This is a genomic window from Acidobacteriota bacterium (assembly GCA_016196035.1).
In the GTDB taxonomy this organism is placed as follows: domain Bacteria; phylum Acidobacteriota; class Blastocatellia; order RBC074; family RBC074; genus JACPYM01.
Genome location: JACPYM010000015.1, coordinates 16584 through 32033, shown reverse-complemented (window position 1 = coordinate 32033; position 15450 = coordinate 16584). Strand labels below are relative to the sequence as shown.

The 15450-nt window shown below is 57.8% G+C and carries 10 protein-coding genes; 5 read left to right on the top strand and 5 right to left on the bottom strand.

Features of this window, described 5'->3' with window-relative positions:
* Positions 1-9: 9 nt before the first annotated feature.
* Positions 10-1059: an ROK family protein gene (locus tag HY011_05125; GenBank protein MBI3422299.1), complete on the bottom strand. Its 1050-nt coding sequence runs from the start codon at positions 1057-1059 to the stop codon at positions 10-12.
* 147 nt (positions 1060-1206) lie between these two features.
* Between HY011_05125 and HY011_05120 the strand changes: the two genes are divergently transcribed.
* The 4 genes from HY011_05120 (at position 1207) to HY011_05105 (ending at position 11255) form a co-directional block, all read left to right on the top strand.
* Entirely contained in the window at positions 1207-1755 is a 549-nt protein-coding gene (locus HY011_05120; protein ID MBI3422298.1) for an FKBP-type peptidyl-prolyl cis-trans isomerase, read from the top strand.
* Positions 1756-2245: 490 nt separating this feature from the next.
* Entirely contained in the window at positions 2246-2986 is a 741-nt protein-coding gene (locus tag HY011_05115; protein ID MBI3422297.1) for a hypothetical protein, read from the top strand.
* A 545-nt stretch (positions 2987-3531) separates the two neighbouring features.
* Positions 3532-9879 carry a hypothetical protein gene (locus HY011_05110; GenBank protein ID MBI3422296.1) on the top strand — a complete coding sequence of 2116 codons (6348 nt, stop codon included), beginning with the start codon at positions 3532-3534 and terminating at the stop codon, positions 9877-9879.
* A 377-nt stretch (positions 9880-10256) separates the two neighbouring features.
* Positions 10257-11255: an RHS repeat protein gene (locus HY011_05105; GenBank protein MBI3422295.1), complete on the top strand. Its 999-nt coding sequence runs from the start codon at positions 10257-10259 to the stop codon at positions 11253-11255.
* 115 nt (positions 11256-11370) lie between these two features.
* On the opposite strand, the gene HY011_05100 is transcribed toward HY011_05105, so the two are convergent.
* Together HY011_05100 and HY011_05095 are read right to left on the bottom strand one after the other, a co-directional pair.
* Positions 11371-11598, bottom strand: a complete 228-nt coding sequence (locus HY011_05100; GenBank protein MBI3422294.1) for a four helix bundle protein — start codon at positions 11596-11598, stop codon at positions 11371-11373.
* Positions 11599-11676: 78 nt separating this feature from the next.
* A complete protein-coding gene (locus HY011_05095) occupies positions 11677-12003 on the bottom strand; it encodes a BMC domain-containing protein (GenBank protein ID MBI3422293.1) in 327 nt (108 codons plus the stop codon).
* 161 nt (positions 12004-12164) lie between these two features.
* Here HY011_05095 and HY011_05090 point away from each other — a divergent pair, with 161 nt between their 5' ends.
* Positions 12165-13073, top strand: a complete 909-nt coding sequence (locus HY011_05090; GenBank protein MBI3422292.1) for a hypothetical protein — start codon at positions 12165-12167, stop codon at positions 13071-13073.
* A gap of 86 nt (positions 13074-13159) precedes the next feature.
* On the opposite strand, the gene HY011_05085 is transcribed toward HY011_05090, so the two are convergent.
* Complete coding sequence (locus HY011_05085; GenBank protein MBI3422291.1) at positions 13160-13960, bottom strand: hypothetical protein; 801 nt, start codon at positions 13958-13960, stop codon at positions 13160-13162.
* 95 nt (positions 13961-14055) lie between these two features.
* Positions 14056-15255 carry a PDZ domain-containing protein gene (locus tag HY011_05080; protein MBI3422290.1) on the bottom strand — a complete coding sequence of 400 codons (1200 nt, stop codon included), beginning with the start codon at positions 15253-15255 and terminating at the stop codon, positions 14056-14058.
* Positions 15256-15450 lie beyond the last annotated feature (195 nt).

Here is a 15450-nt window from a genome sequence, read left to right as displayed (position 1 = left end):
GCACGCGGCTCAAGTTTGCGTGAGCCGCGCCGCGCCGATGAGTTCGGCATGATTCTCAATTGTCGCCGCTAAAATTTTACAGCGGCGGGCCGCCTCAGGCAACGCCCACAACCGCGCTTCCTCACGAATCTCATCCAGGAAAGGCGTCAGCGCCCCCCCCCATTCGCCGCCCAGCAGCAAGGCTTCGGGATTGAAAAGCGAGATCAGGTTGGCCATGCCACGGCCTAGCCAGCGGCAATGCGCCGTGACCACGTGATGCGCATGGCTTTCGCCGCCGCGCGCCGCCCGCACGATCATTTCAGGCGTCAAGTGGCCGGGCGTTTCCATAATCAGGCTGCCCAGCATCGAGCGTGTGTCGCCGCCAAACTCTTCAATGGCCCGCCGCACCAGGGCGCCTGGCGCGCCTTCGCTGGTCAAACAACCTTGCGTCTCGTAATCGCGTTTGAAGTTGTCACCCAGCGCCAACCAACCGGCTGCGCCCGCCACCCCGTCAGCCCCCAGCAAAGCCTGCCCGCCGATCAAAATCCCGCTTTCAATCGTTTCACTCAACCCAAGATAGACGACATGTTGCTTGCCACGCGCGGCGCCGACCCAGCTTTCGGCTGCCGCCAGGGCCACGGCACGCGGGCGAATGGTTACAGGTGGGTGCCCCGAAAGACGCGTTTCCGCTACGGCTTCGGTGGCCGCCCCCGGTTGCCGAATGTCATAGCCGGCCTTATTCAAGGCCTGTTCCAGCAGTTCACCGAGCGGCACGCGCGCCCAGTTTTTCCAAGCCGGGATGGTCACCCGTTGGCTCTGCGGATCGAGTTGGCCCGGTAACGCAATACCGATCGCGTTGATCTCAGCAGCGCCGCGTGCGGGGGTGTGGGCCAATTCAATAATCAATTCGACCAGCGCCGCTATGACGGCGCGGGTGGTATAAAATTTCGGGGCGCTTTTCGCCTGGGCCACGAGACGACCGCGCTGATCCACTAGGGCCGCCGTCAAGGCGGCGGGATGGAACGCCAGAGCCAGGGTCAGCGGTGGCGGCACGGGGTGGCGTGTGTTGGTTGTTTTCACGAGCGACCTGCCTTGAAGAGTTTTGACCGGCTTTACGACGCCCGCTATTATACCCGCCGCTTGCCTGAGCTAAAGGCATTCTGGGCTGAAAAGCCGTAATCCAGCTTCAACCACAAACTTTATCTTTGGGGAAATGCGATGACATGTGTGCGTCCAACTACTCTCTTGCTATGCGGCTTGATGTTCGTCACGAGTGCCTGCCAGTCACCAACGCCGCCGGCGGAATCGGCTGCCAGCCCCACGCCGCTGGCAGGGGCTTTCCCCGATCACCCCTCGCCAACACCTGCCACCGTGGCAGAAAAAGCCGCCGAAAACCTCATCGAAACGCCTTCTGGTTTGAAATATCAGGATTTGGTGGTGGGCAATGGGCCGCGCCCCTTGTTCGGACAAACGGTGCGGCTGCGTTATACCGGCTGGACCGTGGATGGCATCAAGTTCGACAGTAATCAAGACGGGGCGAAACCAGCCTTGGAACTTAAACTCGGCAAAGGTGAAGTAATCAAAGGATGGGAGATTGGCGTCGGCGGTGGACGCGGGATCGAAGCCATGCGCGTGGGAGGCAAACGCAAACTGGTCATTCCGCCAGCACTAGGCTACGGCAGCAACCCGATGGGAACCATTCCGCCAAATTCGACGCTCGTCTTTGAAGTCGAGTTGATTGGAATCAAAGGCAACAATGCGTTTGGTATGCGCTAAGTAAGTGGCAAAAAATTCTTTGACAATCACGAAGCAACGAAGGACACGAAGATGAGGAAGAAGGAAGAAGGGAAAGGCGTATCAACATTGACGTTTCTTCTCTATCCTTCGCGCTCTTCGTTTCTTCGTGGTGAAAAATTTCTGTCAAAGAACTTTTTGCGCCTTACTTAAATGAACGGCATGGTCGGGCCTGATTTTACGATTGATTTTACATGCGGTTGACAACTTCCCTGTCGGGATCGGGCATACTTGGCTGGACTTGTTTTCAAATTATTTACCACCGGCTGAAACTTTGCTGCATTCCGCGCCACCAACCGCACGTAATTGACGGCAAAAGGACAATAGATATTTACGAAAGTCATTAAACTTCGACTGGGCTGGAGCGTTTAGAGAATAGCTTGGTAAAAGATGATCCAAGCGCTGCGGGACAAACCCACTAGGAATTACAGAACAAGCTGACTGTTTCTGCTCTCTCGTTACGGAGTTGTTTATGCTGACCCATACGATTCGTGCACTGTCATTACTGGCCCTGCTGACGGTCGCGCATGCATTAAGGCCGTTTTCTTCAAATAACGTGGCAGTGTTTACCGCCAATGCCTTCGCTTCTGTGACAAACCTGCTACCGGAAAAAGCACGGGAAAGCTGGCAAGCCTATGGCTCGCTGGTCGCCGTGGTAACGGGCAATCCCACGCCTTTGGCAATGCGGTTTGCCGACGCCAGTTCCGCGTCCAAAATTGATTTGGCACTGGTTCGCGCCGGCCAGGCGGCGTCTGGCCGGCCTGCCAGACTGACAGAGGTTTTGAATCAAGTTGGCCGGACAGGCAGGCGCGCAGAACAGTCAGTCGCGTTTCAACCACGGCGTCAGAGCCGTTTTGACAAAGTTCCTTTGCCTTTCATTCCAGCGCTTGAATCAAGCTTTATTTCCAATCCCAGCTTGCTGGCTTTCCCTTCAATGATTAACGCAGACGGCATTGAATTGCCGCACCCTTCACTGGGCGTCTTCGGGTTGCAACAACAATTTAACAACTTTGAGCGCAACGATGAGTCGGTTTCAGAAGCATCTGTTTGGGTCTGGGAACCGATTTTGCATAAACCGCTGCCAAGCTCGCCCTTTAACTTTCCCGCCAAGACCACGGCGCCGCTGCAACGCGCAAGCAATGCCTCACAGGCTTGCCCACAACCGAACAAAGGCACAAAGGGAATCGTCAGTATCAAAGGACAATCTTGCTAAAGGCAGATCTACGCTAGCCAATCAAGTGACCAAAGGGAGCGAGATGTCTTGCCGGAACATTCTCGGTGCTTAGTACAACTAGCCCATCATTTCTGGGATTTTCGCAGTAATTTATGGTTGATTATTGACAACCAAGCGACTATATTGCCGCCCGTTGCTTGTTTCCCGATCGGATTCCGAAACAAGACTTCTCACACCGCAAATCGGAGCCTAACCTGCTTTGATCCAATCTGCTTGCGTGGTTACATCCAGAACGTTGCTTCAGAAATTGGTTGGTCTTGATCGGTTCGGGATTTCTTGAGAATGAGAAGTGGGAACAGGCGCATTCGTTTATCCTTGCATCCCTATCATAGTTAGAGTTCCGCTGGCGACACGGTGAGTGCATGGTGTCAGGGTTGTGGTGTTGTGACGTCAGGCGATTGTCTTTTTACGAGGCCTGCATGGCGCGGAACCCCTTTTCGGAGCGACTCAATCCTAGCTGCGTATTCCCCGCTCCAACTCAGTTCGTCAGCCTGCCTACAAGAGCATCCGTTTAGGAAACAGACATGGAAGTCAGTCGGGTTGTCCTAAGAGATAAGTTCGATTCTCTCACCGGCAATTTTGCCCAGTTGGGATCGTTGCTGCTCGACGCCGCTGCCGAAATGCAGAAGTCTGGCCGTCCGCTCTCTGATGTGATGGTGGAAGAGTTGCAAACAACCCGCAAAGATTTCGAGGAATTGCGGGCGGAGTTGCTGCGCGCCGCTGAGCTTTTCCACGTCACCCCGCTGCTGAAACCCGAAGAGATTCCCGATCTTTACACGCTGGAAAAACTCCTAAACGTCGTTATCGAAGCCATCACGACAGCCCGTGTGCGCGCTGAAGAAGAAGCCCGTAAAGCCGAAGAAGCCCGGCGCGCACTGGCGCAAGAAGCCGCCGCCCAACAGGTTCGCCAGGAAACGATTACGCTGCTCAATCGCGTTCTTTTACTGGCCCACAAGACGCAACCGAACTATAAACCTTTGCAGGAATGTTACGCGCAGGCCAGCAAGTTGCGCGAAACCATTGGCGCGCTCAAAGGCGCGCCCGCCCCGCTCGAAGAACAGACGCTGCGTGAGGCGCAAAAACCCTATCAGTCGCTGATTTATCTCATTGATGAGTGGAACAACCTGGATGGAGATCAATGGGATGCCTTACGCGAAGAAGTCGCGCAATACTTCGGTAAAGAGTTGGCGGCGCAGGCGGCCCGTGGGCAATTGTATTTCCAGCCCTCCCCGGCCCCCAGCGATCCGGCAGACCTAAGCGGCGCAACCGAAGACGATTCGCTATCTTCGTTCCTTTCTGAAATGGAACGGAACGACAGCCAAGCCACAACTCCGGCGAGCCATGCTGAGCCGCTGCCAGTCGAGCCAGCGTCCAGCCCCCAACCGGTTAACGCAAATTTCGCTGGCCAGAACGCCAGCGCTGAAGTCTCTGCTGATTTGCCCTTAAATGAGTGGGCCGGCGGCAACTGGCCTTCACTGGAAGAGATGGCTAAAGCGCTGATGGAAGGTAAGCTGGCGCTGGCGGCGGACAATGCTGCCGATACCACAGAACCCGGTGAGCCGGTAGAGGCCATAACGACGGCGGCAAGTAAGATCACAGAAAAAGACAGCGCCAAAAACGCCTCCACCTCCCGTAAAGGAAAGGGCAAAGAAAAGACTGAGCCGGAGAGCGCTGATGAACCTTTGCCAGCTTGGTTCAACCGGCTGGACGATATTGCGGAAAGCGAAGAGGACGAGGCAACTTCCCAGCCCCCTGCCAGCGTGTCGTCGAACCTCTTGGCACAGGATGCACGCTCTGCTGGAGTTCCCTCTGCAAGTAAAGCAGGCAAAACTGCTAAAACCGCTAAAACCGGCCTTGCGCCAGCCGAACCTGCTAACCTGAAATCCAAATCGAAGAACGGCCCTGCTACTGCCGCTGGTCTGGCCCCGGATCCAACAGCGCTCTCCCATTGGTCGCAATTGCTCGACGACCTTTCCGAAGTTGAGGCGGAGACCTCCGCGCGCGCACATCGCTCGGAAAACGAAATTGCCCTCAATGAAGTCGCGGCCCCCATCACCACAACCGTGAATGGGAAAAGCGCGAAACGCGGCAAGGGCAGTAAAACAGAAACTGGCGCACCGCTTACTGAGCGACCAGTGTTGAATGGCAATGCGGCCCCAGCCCCCTTGAATGACGAGATTCCCCCGCCCCCGCCACCGCCGCCCATTACCGCGCCCCTGCCCGTCGCGCAGGCGGCTGAGTTGGAGCCTTTTGAGGACTATGAAACGACTCCGCAGGGCTTTGAGGATGAAGACGAGCGCGAGCAAACTTTCCTTTACGTGGCGCTCGAAGAACGCAATGCCCCCTTCTATTTCAGCGGAAATGAAGACACATCGCTTTACCAGTTGCCTGCCGAATTCAAAGCCGCGCAAATCGCGCATGCCATCGAGAGCGGGGCCGCGCCTGAACGTTTGGTCGCGTTGCGCGACTTGTTATGGCGGCTGGTGTTTGAGCGGCAATTGGGGCTGGCCTTTCCGCTGGCGCGCGCGTTGGAACGCGCGCAACGGGACGAACGCACGTGTCTGCCTTCCTGGCTGATCCGCGCCCTGGCACTGAGCCGGGTCATGCGGTATGACGAAGGCGAGTTGGCGCATCAATTGCGCGCCGATCTGAAATTTTTCTCGCCGCGCTGGCTCACTTCCACCAGCGCCGAATGGGACTTGTCGGTCAGCCTCTTTACAGCGGCGGCGACCTTGCGCCCCGCTTTACTCGCCCCTTCGACCAAGGCGCCGCGCGTGTTGGCGCAGTTGCCCCGGCTGAACAGCCTGCCCCTGTTTCACGAATTTTGCCAAACCATCGGCGCCCAATGTCACGACGCGCGGCCCATTGATCCGGGCATGCTCAGACAACACAAAAACAAAGAAGCCTGGCAAAAAGATTTTCAGGAATTGCGCCACGAAGTCGAGGCCTGGTGGAAACAGGCGCCGTTCAAAGAACTCGAGTTTGCCCCAGCCACCTACGTCTGGCGGAATTGGTGCGAGCCGAAAGGCCGGTTGCGCACGCTCTTGCCCACCCAGATCAGCGAGAAATGCGATGTGGCGGCGGTCAAGCGACTCATCCGGCAATGGTCGGATGAACGTCAGGTGCAGCGCGAAATCAATCATACTGACCGCGAGTTGATTGGGCGCTCCGCCGGACAGCGCGATATTGAAGGCGAGGCCTTCAAACAACTGCTCGATTACAGCCGCGAAGCGGTTGACCTGGCGCGCCGCTGGATTTCCCTGCTTGAGACAAATCCGGGCCGCATCAGCCTGCAACCGCCGCCGCACCTCGCGCCCTTGCGCGAATTCGTCGGGACGCACCTGGCGGGGGTGGTGCGTGAATTGGAACTCACCCGGCAACAAACCCCCGCGCTCCCCATCCGTGAAGCGCTGGCCATGTGCATCGAAGCCGTCACGGATGCCGGCGATATTTTCGATGCCGCCAAGGTCATCAGCGCGAGCGAGCCAAAGCTCCGCCACGCGCTTTATGCGCCGCTCTTGGCGACTGAATTGCCGCTGACCTGGCGTTTGAAATCCGAGACGGAAGAGCCGGAAAGCGTCATCGCGGCGCTCTTGCGCACCATCGCCAAAAACCTGCCGCTCGATTGGCAACGCGCGTTCGCCTTTCGCAGCGAACGGCGCGATCACGACGCGACGCTTTATTTGCTGCAATACCTCGCCGACACCGGCTTTGATCCGGCGAAAGTGGAGAGTATGCGGCGCGACCGTGAACAGATGCTCACCAGTTGCCGCGCCGTCTTGCGCCAGGAGATCGAAGAAACACGCAAGATGATTACCGCCGCGCTCGATCTGGGACATCTGCCCGAAAAAGATTATTTGCGCATGGCCGCCGTTGTGGACGGCATGGAAACGGCCAAGCTCTTGCGCTTTGGCGCTGCGCATCACGAATTGCTGACCATGCGCCAGACGATTCTGGCCAAGCGCGAAGGCGCCATTGTCTCCTTGCGCGAGAAGCTCAAGCTCTCAGGCATTGGCCCCGACCATTATTACTATCCGCAGTTGGCCCGCGTCCTGGAACGCGGCGACCTGGTCACCGCCGAAGAGTATTTGGGCATGGTGCTCGACCATCAGGAATTGCCTGAAACCGAAGAGGCGCACGACAACTTCGCCGGCTTCTATCCGGAAAAAGCGCACGAACTGAGCGATTATCTGAAACAGGTGCCGCTGTATGCCGTCATCCAACGCGCGCGTGCCGGAGCTGATTTGTGCGGGCTGCGCTTGAAGGACTTCGACCTGGAAGCCGTGGCCGGCGCCATTTCCGCCTGGTTTAACACGCGGCGCATGCAAACCATCAGCGAGGAAGACATCGCCAAAATTCTGCCGTTCCTCGGTCTCACCTTCAAAGAAGCCACGCTCAAGCAGGAGGAAAATCTGACCTGGATCACGCTCGTCACCGATCCCATCATCGGACGCGAGCGTTGCCCGGTTCCCGCTTACGGTTCGGACGCCAAAGGCAAATACCGCATCCTGTGCGTTTGGGATCGCCCCACCGAAGAAGAGTTATTGCAATTCGTCGGCGACACTTCGTTTGGCAGCCCGGTCTTCGTCTTTTACTTCGGTCAAATGAATGACGATATGCGCCCGGCGCTGGCCCGGCTTTGCCGCGAACGTCATCAAACGCTGGTCGTGATAGATGACGTGCTGATTCTTTATCTCTACGGCCAACGCGCGCCGCGCTTGCACACGTTGTTTGAAGCCGCCTTGCCATTCACCTGGACTGAGCCTTACACGGCCACGGCGGTTTCACCCGAAATGTTTTACGGGCGCATTCAGGAACGGAAATCCATCATGAGTCCGACCGGCACGGGGTTCGTGTATGGCGGACGCCGGTTGGGCAAGACCACGTTACTGCGCGATGTCGAACGTAACTTCCACGATCCCGCGCAAGGACGCATCGCTGTCTTTTTGGACTTGGAAGGCGAGAACATCGGCACACAACGGCAATTGGACGATCTCTGGCTCTTGTTGGGCGAAGAGTTCAAACGGCACAAAGTCGTGAGCGGCGGGCATGACAATCCGACCACGCTACTCGACCAAGTCTGCCAGTGGCTGGATGGCAATCAACAGCGGCGCATCTTGGTGTTGCTCGATCAGGCCGACCGCTTCCTCGAAGCCGACGAAAAAGAACAATTCGTGCGCGCCTCGCGTGTGCGCGGCGTGATGGAAAAGACCGGCCGGCGTTTCAAATTCGTCTTCGCCGGCGTGCACAACATTCCGCGTATGACGCGCATTCCCGATCATCCGCTGGCCCAGTTCGGCACGCCCATCAGCATCGGCCCGCTGCTCGGCCACGAAGCGCAAGAAGCGCGCCGCCTGATCGAAGAACCGTTGGCCGCCCTCGGTTACACGTTTGAATCGCCGGATTTGGTGCGGCGCATTTTGTGGCGCACCAATTACTATCCGAGCCTGATTCAGCATTATTGCTATCACCTGCTGAAATACCTGACCAATTCCAACCGCGCCAGCAACAGCAACGCGGGGCCGCCCTACTTCGTCACTTCCGAAGATGTGGACGAGGCCTATCGCGGCCAGGACATGCGCGCCGCCATCCGCGCCGGGTTATTAGCCACCTTACAAGTAGACGAACGTTATGGCGTGATCGCCTATCTGATGGCCGATTCCCTGCTGCAAAACGACGAGAAACTGCTTTCGCAAGGCTTCTCGATTTCTTGGATTTCGCAGCAGGCGCGCTACTGGTGGGAAGAGGGCTTCGAAGCCATCCTGGCCGACAATGCGCTGCCCGTGCTGTTGGATGAAATGGTCGGCTTGGGCATTCTGCGCGCGACCGACAATGGTTACACGCTGCGCAGCAAGGGCGTCGCCGTGCTCTTAGGCAACGAAGATCAGATCGCCGCCGAATTGCAACGCACGCGCAAGATGCCGCCCAAATACAACCCCAGCACCTTCCGCGCCGCCCGCACCGGCTCGCCGCGCCGCAGCCCGCTGACCGCGCAAGAAATCATGGAAATGCGCAGCCGCCAGAACGGCCTCTCCGTCGTGTTTGGCAACGAAGCGGCGGGTCTGACCGACCTGCGCGAATTTATCGAAGTCGCCACGCCGCGCGGACTCTTTGCCGCGCTCGACGGCACTGAACATCAATCCTTCATTCGGCAGCTTAACGAAGCGCTTGAGCGCCAGGCCGAAGGCACGACGCTGATGCTCGTGCTGCCTTCCAGTCCCTGGGAAGCGCGCTGGATAGAGGACGCGCATCAACGGCTGAAAGACGCGCCCGCCACGCGCGCCTTCGTGCGCGTGGCGTTTATCGCCGACCCGGCCAAAGCCTGGAACCTGCTCAATCAGCAACAAACGCCTTTCGAGTTATTGCCCGGCAAAGGCGCCACGGCGTATAGCTTGAAACCCTGGCACGACGATGCCCTGCGCCAATGGCTGGATGATCGCAGCTTCAGCATTGACGATGACGCCCGCGAGCGCATCACCGCGGTGACCGGCAACTGGCCGATGCTGCTCGAGTATTTCTATCAACGCAGCCAGATTGACAGCTTCAGTTGGATGGATCACCTGCGCGCCACCGCCAAAGATTTGCGTGACAAACCCGCCGCCCGCGATCTAGCCCGCGCCCTGGGCGTTGATCAAACCGCGCTGGGTCAAAGCCATTTGCACGCGCTGCGTGTTTTGCTGGCCCTGGAAAAGGAGGGCGCGCAAACGCTCGAAGAACTGCACAAGTCCCTCAACCAAATGACCGAGATGTCTGAGAGCGCCATCAAACGTGTGCTCTGGTGGGCCGAATTGCTCAGCCTGGCCCAGCGCGTTGGCCCGCGCTGGCGCGTGGATCATCTGGTGGGCCGGGTGTTGAAAACGGTCAGCGATTAGTCATCAAATCAGCTCCACCCCTTCAGGTTTCCGCTTTCACAGCGAAGCACGCGCAATCCCTTTCGCATGAGTTGATAAATTTTTCCAATTGACCGGTGCGTAACAAGGGGCGTATAAGCCAGCCCCATGCGTTATGCACCCAAGCCGTATGATGCAGCAGGTAACTCAACAATTCGGGCCTTCAACCTAGTAACTTAATCCAGTTCTTTTTCCGGCTACTCCGCAAGTATTGCTAGCGAACCGGAATCTGCAAGTTAATCAACCATAACAGCGTGTTACTCCGCCGCAGCCTATATCAGCGCGCCGGCTGCTTGAGGTGTAATTGCCGCGAGTAACATACACCATTTTCGTCAGCCTTTGCCAAAGGGAGTTTGTTTATGCGCCAAAGCCGATTTCGTTCATCCGCCGTCCGCCGCAGCTTATCCAGCATATTGACCGCGGTGTTAATCGTCAGTTTGTTTTATGCCCCGCTGCCGGCCTTGCAACCCAGAGTAACAGGCGCCATCAATCAGTTGAATTACGGCAACGGCTTGCAACTGACGATGGGTTACAACGATACGCGGCAACAACCGATTAACATGAAGGTCGGGCCGAACGGCACAGGCTCGATCACCAATTACACCTACGAGTATTACGACGCGACAAGCCACAACAACAACCGCATCCGCAGCATCACGAATGGCGTAGAGGGGCAGTATTCGGTCAACTACACCTACGACAGCTACAACCGGCTGACCCACGCGACGGCCAGTGCGTACTCGCGCTATTACACCTACGACGCCTTCGGCAATCTGCGCACAGGCAGCGGCAGTGGCGGGCCGAATCCGAGTTACACCCTGAATTACGACATCAACAGCACGACCGCCCCGCTCAACAACCGCCTGCTGAGCGTGACAGAGAACGGGCAGACGCAGCCGTTTTACTATGACAACGCGGGGAACCTGACGCAGGGTGATGGGATGACCTACGCATACGACGCGGCGAACCGGATGACGAGTGTGAACAATGGGGCATTAGGGCAGTATGGGTATGATGGGGCGGGGATGCGGGTGAAGAAGGTAGAGGGCGGCGGGACGGTGTGGTATGTGCGGTCGAGTACGTTGGGGAACACGGCGATTGAAGTGACGAGTGCGGGTGTGCAGCGAGCGTATGTTTATGCCGGAGACAGGCTTTTGGCCCAGCAAGCCACAGACGGTCAGTTTTACTGGTCACATACAAATCATCTTGGCAATGCGCGGGCAATGACGGAGGTGAATGGCAATTTCGCATACCAAGGGCAATTCGATCCGCATCGCCAGCCCTTGCAGGAAGGGGCCGCCTCAGGCAATACCAATCTGAATTTGAAGAAGTTTGCTGGCCATAGACTCGACGCTTGAACTGGCGATCCCGCGCGACCACAACGGGGCGTTCGCACTGCAAAACTTCAAGCAACGGCCAAAAACACTTGGTCTTGGCCGCTGCTTTGTCTTTGGCGCCGCCCGCTTAATTCATTCACACATAATCAAAGCTCAGGCAAGAACAACTCTTAGACGCCGAACCGCTCTGGGAGAACCGTGCTTTTGCAAAATTCGCGGACTGCCCGGGGCGCTGCTGCAAAGATTCGGCATCTGATTTAGCACGACACGACTCCCGGTAATACGCACCGATAGAAGTACCTGAACGCAGAACCTGCTTTCCAATGATTTGTGCCTCCGCCGTTTTTGGCAGTTGCGAATACAACCGGACGTTGCGCCACGCAAACTTCCGTTGTTCGCACGCTCAAGTCTTGCTCTTTCATTCTCGCGCGCGCCTCATCGCTCATCCCTCTTGTGGATTGACCGAACCGCTGATCGGTTTGCGCGTGGTTTCGCCGGTGCGGATGACGGTCAGGCCTTCTTCGACTTCGCCGTGCGGGCGCGGGATAACGTGGACGCTGGTGACTTCACCGATTTTGCGGGCGGCGGCGGCGCCGGCCTCTACGGCGGCTTTGACCGCGCCGACTTCGCCGCGCACGATGGCGGTGACGAGGCCCGCATCTACTTTTTCATAACCGACCAGCGTGACGTTGGCGGCTTTGACCATCGCGTCGGCGGCTTCGATCATGGCCACAAGGCCGCGCGTTTCGATCATTCCAAGAGCATCCATTTAGATTCCTTTCGTTGGCGGAACAGGGTTGAAAAGTGCGGTGGCATTCTAACCGCACGTCCGGCAAAATGGGAACTCCGCATTGAGGCAAGGCGTAACGCTCAATACACCTGAAAGAAAATCTTCTCCGCAACAATTTAGCAAGGTCAGGAGGACTGGCAATGAGCGCAGAAATGGGCGGGATGTATGACGTAAACGGCGTCGCTGAACACGAGGTGGTGCGCCTGGTTTCAGGGGACATCGAAACGGTGCGGCGCCGGTTGAGCGAGGCGCTGGAACAATTGGGGTATCGCGTGCTGGATGAAAATCTGTTGCGTGCGCGCCGCCGGGCCAATGGCTGGGGGCAGAACGGCTGTACGACCAACGTGCTCGATTATCCGATCACGCTGCAGATCGGGCTGAAGGCCATCAGCCACAACACCACACGTGCGACCTTTGATTACACCGTGAAAAATCCGATGCTGGTCGAGGGCGACCGCCACACGCTGATGCGCGAGGCCGAGGCCTTGATCGCCCTCGCGGTGGCGCGCGCGGCAACCGCCGCCTGTGCCGCTTGCGGCGCGGAAGCCGTCACGGGCGCGCGGTTTTGCCGACAATGCGGCGCGCCCAATGCGGCAACTGAACCGGCGGAATTGGAAGTCTTGCGGCTGACGGCCAATTCGCGCGCGGCCTATCATTCCTTGCTAAGCGGCGGCTTGCTTTGGCTGGCGGCAGTGGCGGTGGCCCTGCTGTTTTTTATGCTCGATCCCGACGCCGAGAAATTTGCCAAGCGGGTCAGGGTAATTACGATTCTGGCGGGCTTGTTTGCCGCTTGTGGCTTACCGCTTTTGCTGAGCGGCATCTGGCGTTTGCACCAGATGTTGAACGGACAGGATGACCCAGGGGAACAGCCACTTATGCCACGCCGGGCACTGACGGTGCCGAATACGGCATCTTTGCCCACGCCGGCCCAGGCCGCCGCGTTGCCGCCACATCTCGTTAGTGAACAGGAAATCTTTCCTTCGATCACCGAAGGCACCACTGATTTGTTACCGCAGGAAAAGCAGCGCGGCCAAACGGCTGAAGTTTGACGCGGCTGTGATTGTTGCCAAGAGCCAAGCGGGAGCGCGATTGTGACAATCGCGCTCCCGCTTTTCATTGCTCAAGTTCCGCCTGGTTATTGGCCGGACGGCTTGGTGAACTTGGCGTCCTCAATGGCGACATTGTGTTTGACCTCCGTTACCTTCATTACCATCGCGTAGGCTGGCGTGCTCTGTTTCATCGTGTGCCAAACCTGCACACCGTCCACCACGCGATAATCCTCAAACGAGGTTTCAATCGCCATCTTGCCTTGCGGCGTTTCGCGTTCGGTATCGTGGCGCAATAGCAACCCCGTGGCGGCATCAAAGTAATACTTCTCGGGCACACCTTCGGCGGGTGTCGCTTCGACCACGAAGGTTTCGGCATCACCGACCTTCTCTTTGCCTTTGACGACGAGTTGTTTGTAGAGTTCTTTCATCTTGAGGTCTTTGAAAAACTCCGAGTCGAGCTTGGTCGCGGCCAGTTCGGCACCGCTCATTTCACGCAACCCGCTCATCGGGTCTTGCGCCCAGCCTTTCGTTCCGTCGAAGCCGCTGCGGATCTCGCCAAACCCGGCAATTTCGACTTTGGTCCCGGATTTATTGGGTGCTTTGCTGAAGGCTTCGAACGAACCGCTCGCACCCATCGCGGGCAATTCAAAGCTGCCTTTGGCCGTGCGGCTGGTCAGCTTTTCAATAGCCGCCTTACCGCCCAGCGCGGTCACATACTTTTCCAGAATCTTGTCCACCGACGGCAACTCCGCCGCCGCCGGTTTCGTTTCCGGTTTGGCATCAGCTTTGGAACCTTCGATTTTCGTTTGGGATTGGGCTTGCGCCTGCGCCAGGGCCAAGCTGACGCCCAGCATCATCACACAACAGATCATTGCAAAACGTTTCATGGTTCTTCTCCCCTCCTTTTAGGGCTTTCAGGGTTAAGCGGCAGCGGCGTTGGTCAAACGCGCGCGGCCAACATCAGGACAACTCACAAACAAACTCACTTGCCCACGGCTTTTGAAGACGGACGCTCATGCTTCTGCTGCTTCTCTAATTGGGCAACAGCCGCAGCCAGGGGCAAATCACGTCCGGCCAGCAAACCTGCGCGGGTGAGTTTAATCTCCACATCGGGCAGCACCCCACGTCCTTCGATCAAGGCGCCTTTGGGCGTTTTGAAATCGCCGATGGCATATTGAAAGAGCGCGCCCGTCGGAAGTTTTTGAAAGACCGACGGCAACGCAGCACCCACACTGCGTTCGCCCACAATCACAGCGCGGCCTAGTTCCTGCATCCCACTGGCAAAGACTTCGCTGGTCGAAGCACTGCCGCCATCGAGCAAGATCGCCACCGGGCCGGTATACCGCAACGTCTGCGGAAAGATCGCGAAATTGGTATAGCCACTGCGCATTTGCATGCGGCCCAGCGAGGTTTCTTTTTCAAACAGGTGACCGCCAAGGCCTGAAGCCATGCCGCCGATGCCGCCCGGGTTGCCGCGCAGATCGAAAATCAACCCCGGCGCATCCGCCAGTTCGCGCAGCGCGGCGCGCAACTTCGGCATCATCGGCATGACCCAGATGTTAAAGCGGATGTAGCCGTAACCGCTCGGCAAGCGTTGCGCTTCAAATTCCATGCGTTGCGGCGGAAAGTTGCCGAAGGCGGGCGAGTATTCGCCGGTAACGCGCGTGCGCGTCAACGTAATTTCATGCGGTTGATTGCGCGCATCCAGATAGCTTAATTTCACAGCACTGCCCGGCTCACCAGCGAGACGTGCCAGGATCAGGCGCTCTGTGCGCAAGCGCTTGATGGCTTCAGATTCAGTGCTCTTGCTTAGTTTTTGGATCAATTGCGTAAGCGGGACGCCGCCGATTTGCTGCAAGGCATCACCGGAACGCAACCCCGCGCGCGCGGCGGCGGAATCCGGTTTGACTTGGCTGATGAACGCCTGCGCGCCGATGAGCTTGACCGCCACGCCGATTTCACCCAAGGCAGGCTGGTGATCGTCATCAATGACGGACTCAGGCGGGATCACCGCGAAATGCGATTGATGCAGTTCGCCCAGCATCTGCTGCAACAGGGCGTAAAACTCTGCCTCGCTTTTGGCGGCGGCGGCTTGCGGCGCATACTTGGTGCGTATCTGCTCCCAATTCACGCCGCCAAAGGCCGGATCAAAATGCTTTTCGTTCACAGTGCGCCAAACCATCTCAAAGGTCTGCTGCCGCAACTCAGCGCTGATCGCGGGCGGCGCATGCGCGGCAAGCGTGGCGTTTGGCGATTGGACAGACTGCGCGCACAGTTGAAGGGTGAGGGCCAGCCCGGTTAAGGCCAGTAGCGCAAACTTAAAGCGGTTTGCGATTGCGTGCGACCTCAGCGTAGGGGCAGACCTGCGTGTCTGCCC

Coding starts and splice junctions, on each gene's coding strand:
- HY011_05115 (MBI3422297.1), top strand. CDS start 2,246: ATGCTGACCCATACGATTCGTGCACTGTCATTACTGGCCCTGCTGACG.
- HY011_05110 (MBI3422296.1), top strand. CDS start 3,532: ATGGAAGTCAGTCGGGTTGTCCTAAGAGATAAGTTCGATTCTCTCACC.
- HY011_05105 (MBI3422295.1), top strand. CDS start 10,257: ATGCGCCAAAGCCGATTTCGTTCATCCGCCGTCCGCCGCAGCTTATCC.
- HY011_05095 (MBI3422293.1), bottom strand. CDS start 12,003: ATGGATGCTCTTGGAATGATCGAAACGCGCGGCCTTGTGGCCATGATC.
- HY011_05090 (MBI3422292.1), top strand. CDS start 12,165: ATGAGCGCAGAAATGGGCGGGATGTATGACGTAAACGGCGTCGCTGAA.
- HY011_05085 (MBI3422291.1), bottom strand. CDS start 13,960: ATGAAACGTTTTGCAATGATCTGTTGTGTGATGATGCTGGGCGTCAGC.
- HY011_05080 (MBI3422290.1), bottom strand. CDS start 15,255: ATGGTTTGGCGCACTGTGAACGAAAAGCATTTTGATCCGGCCTTTGGC.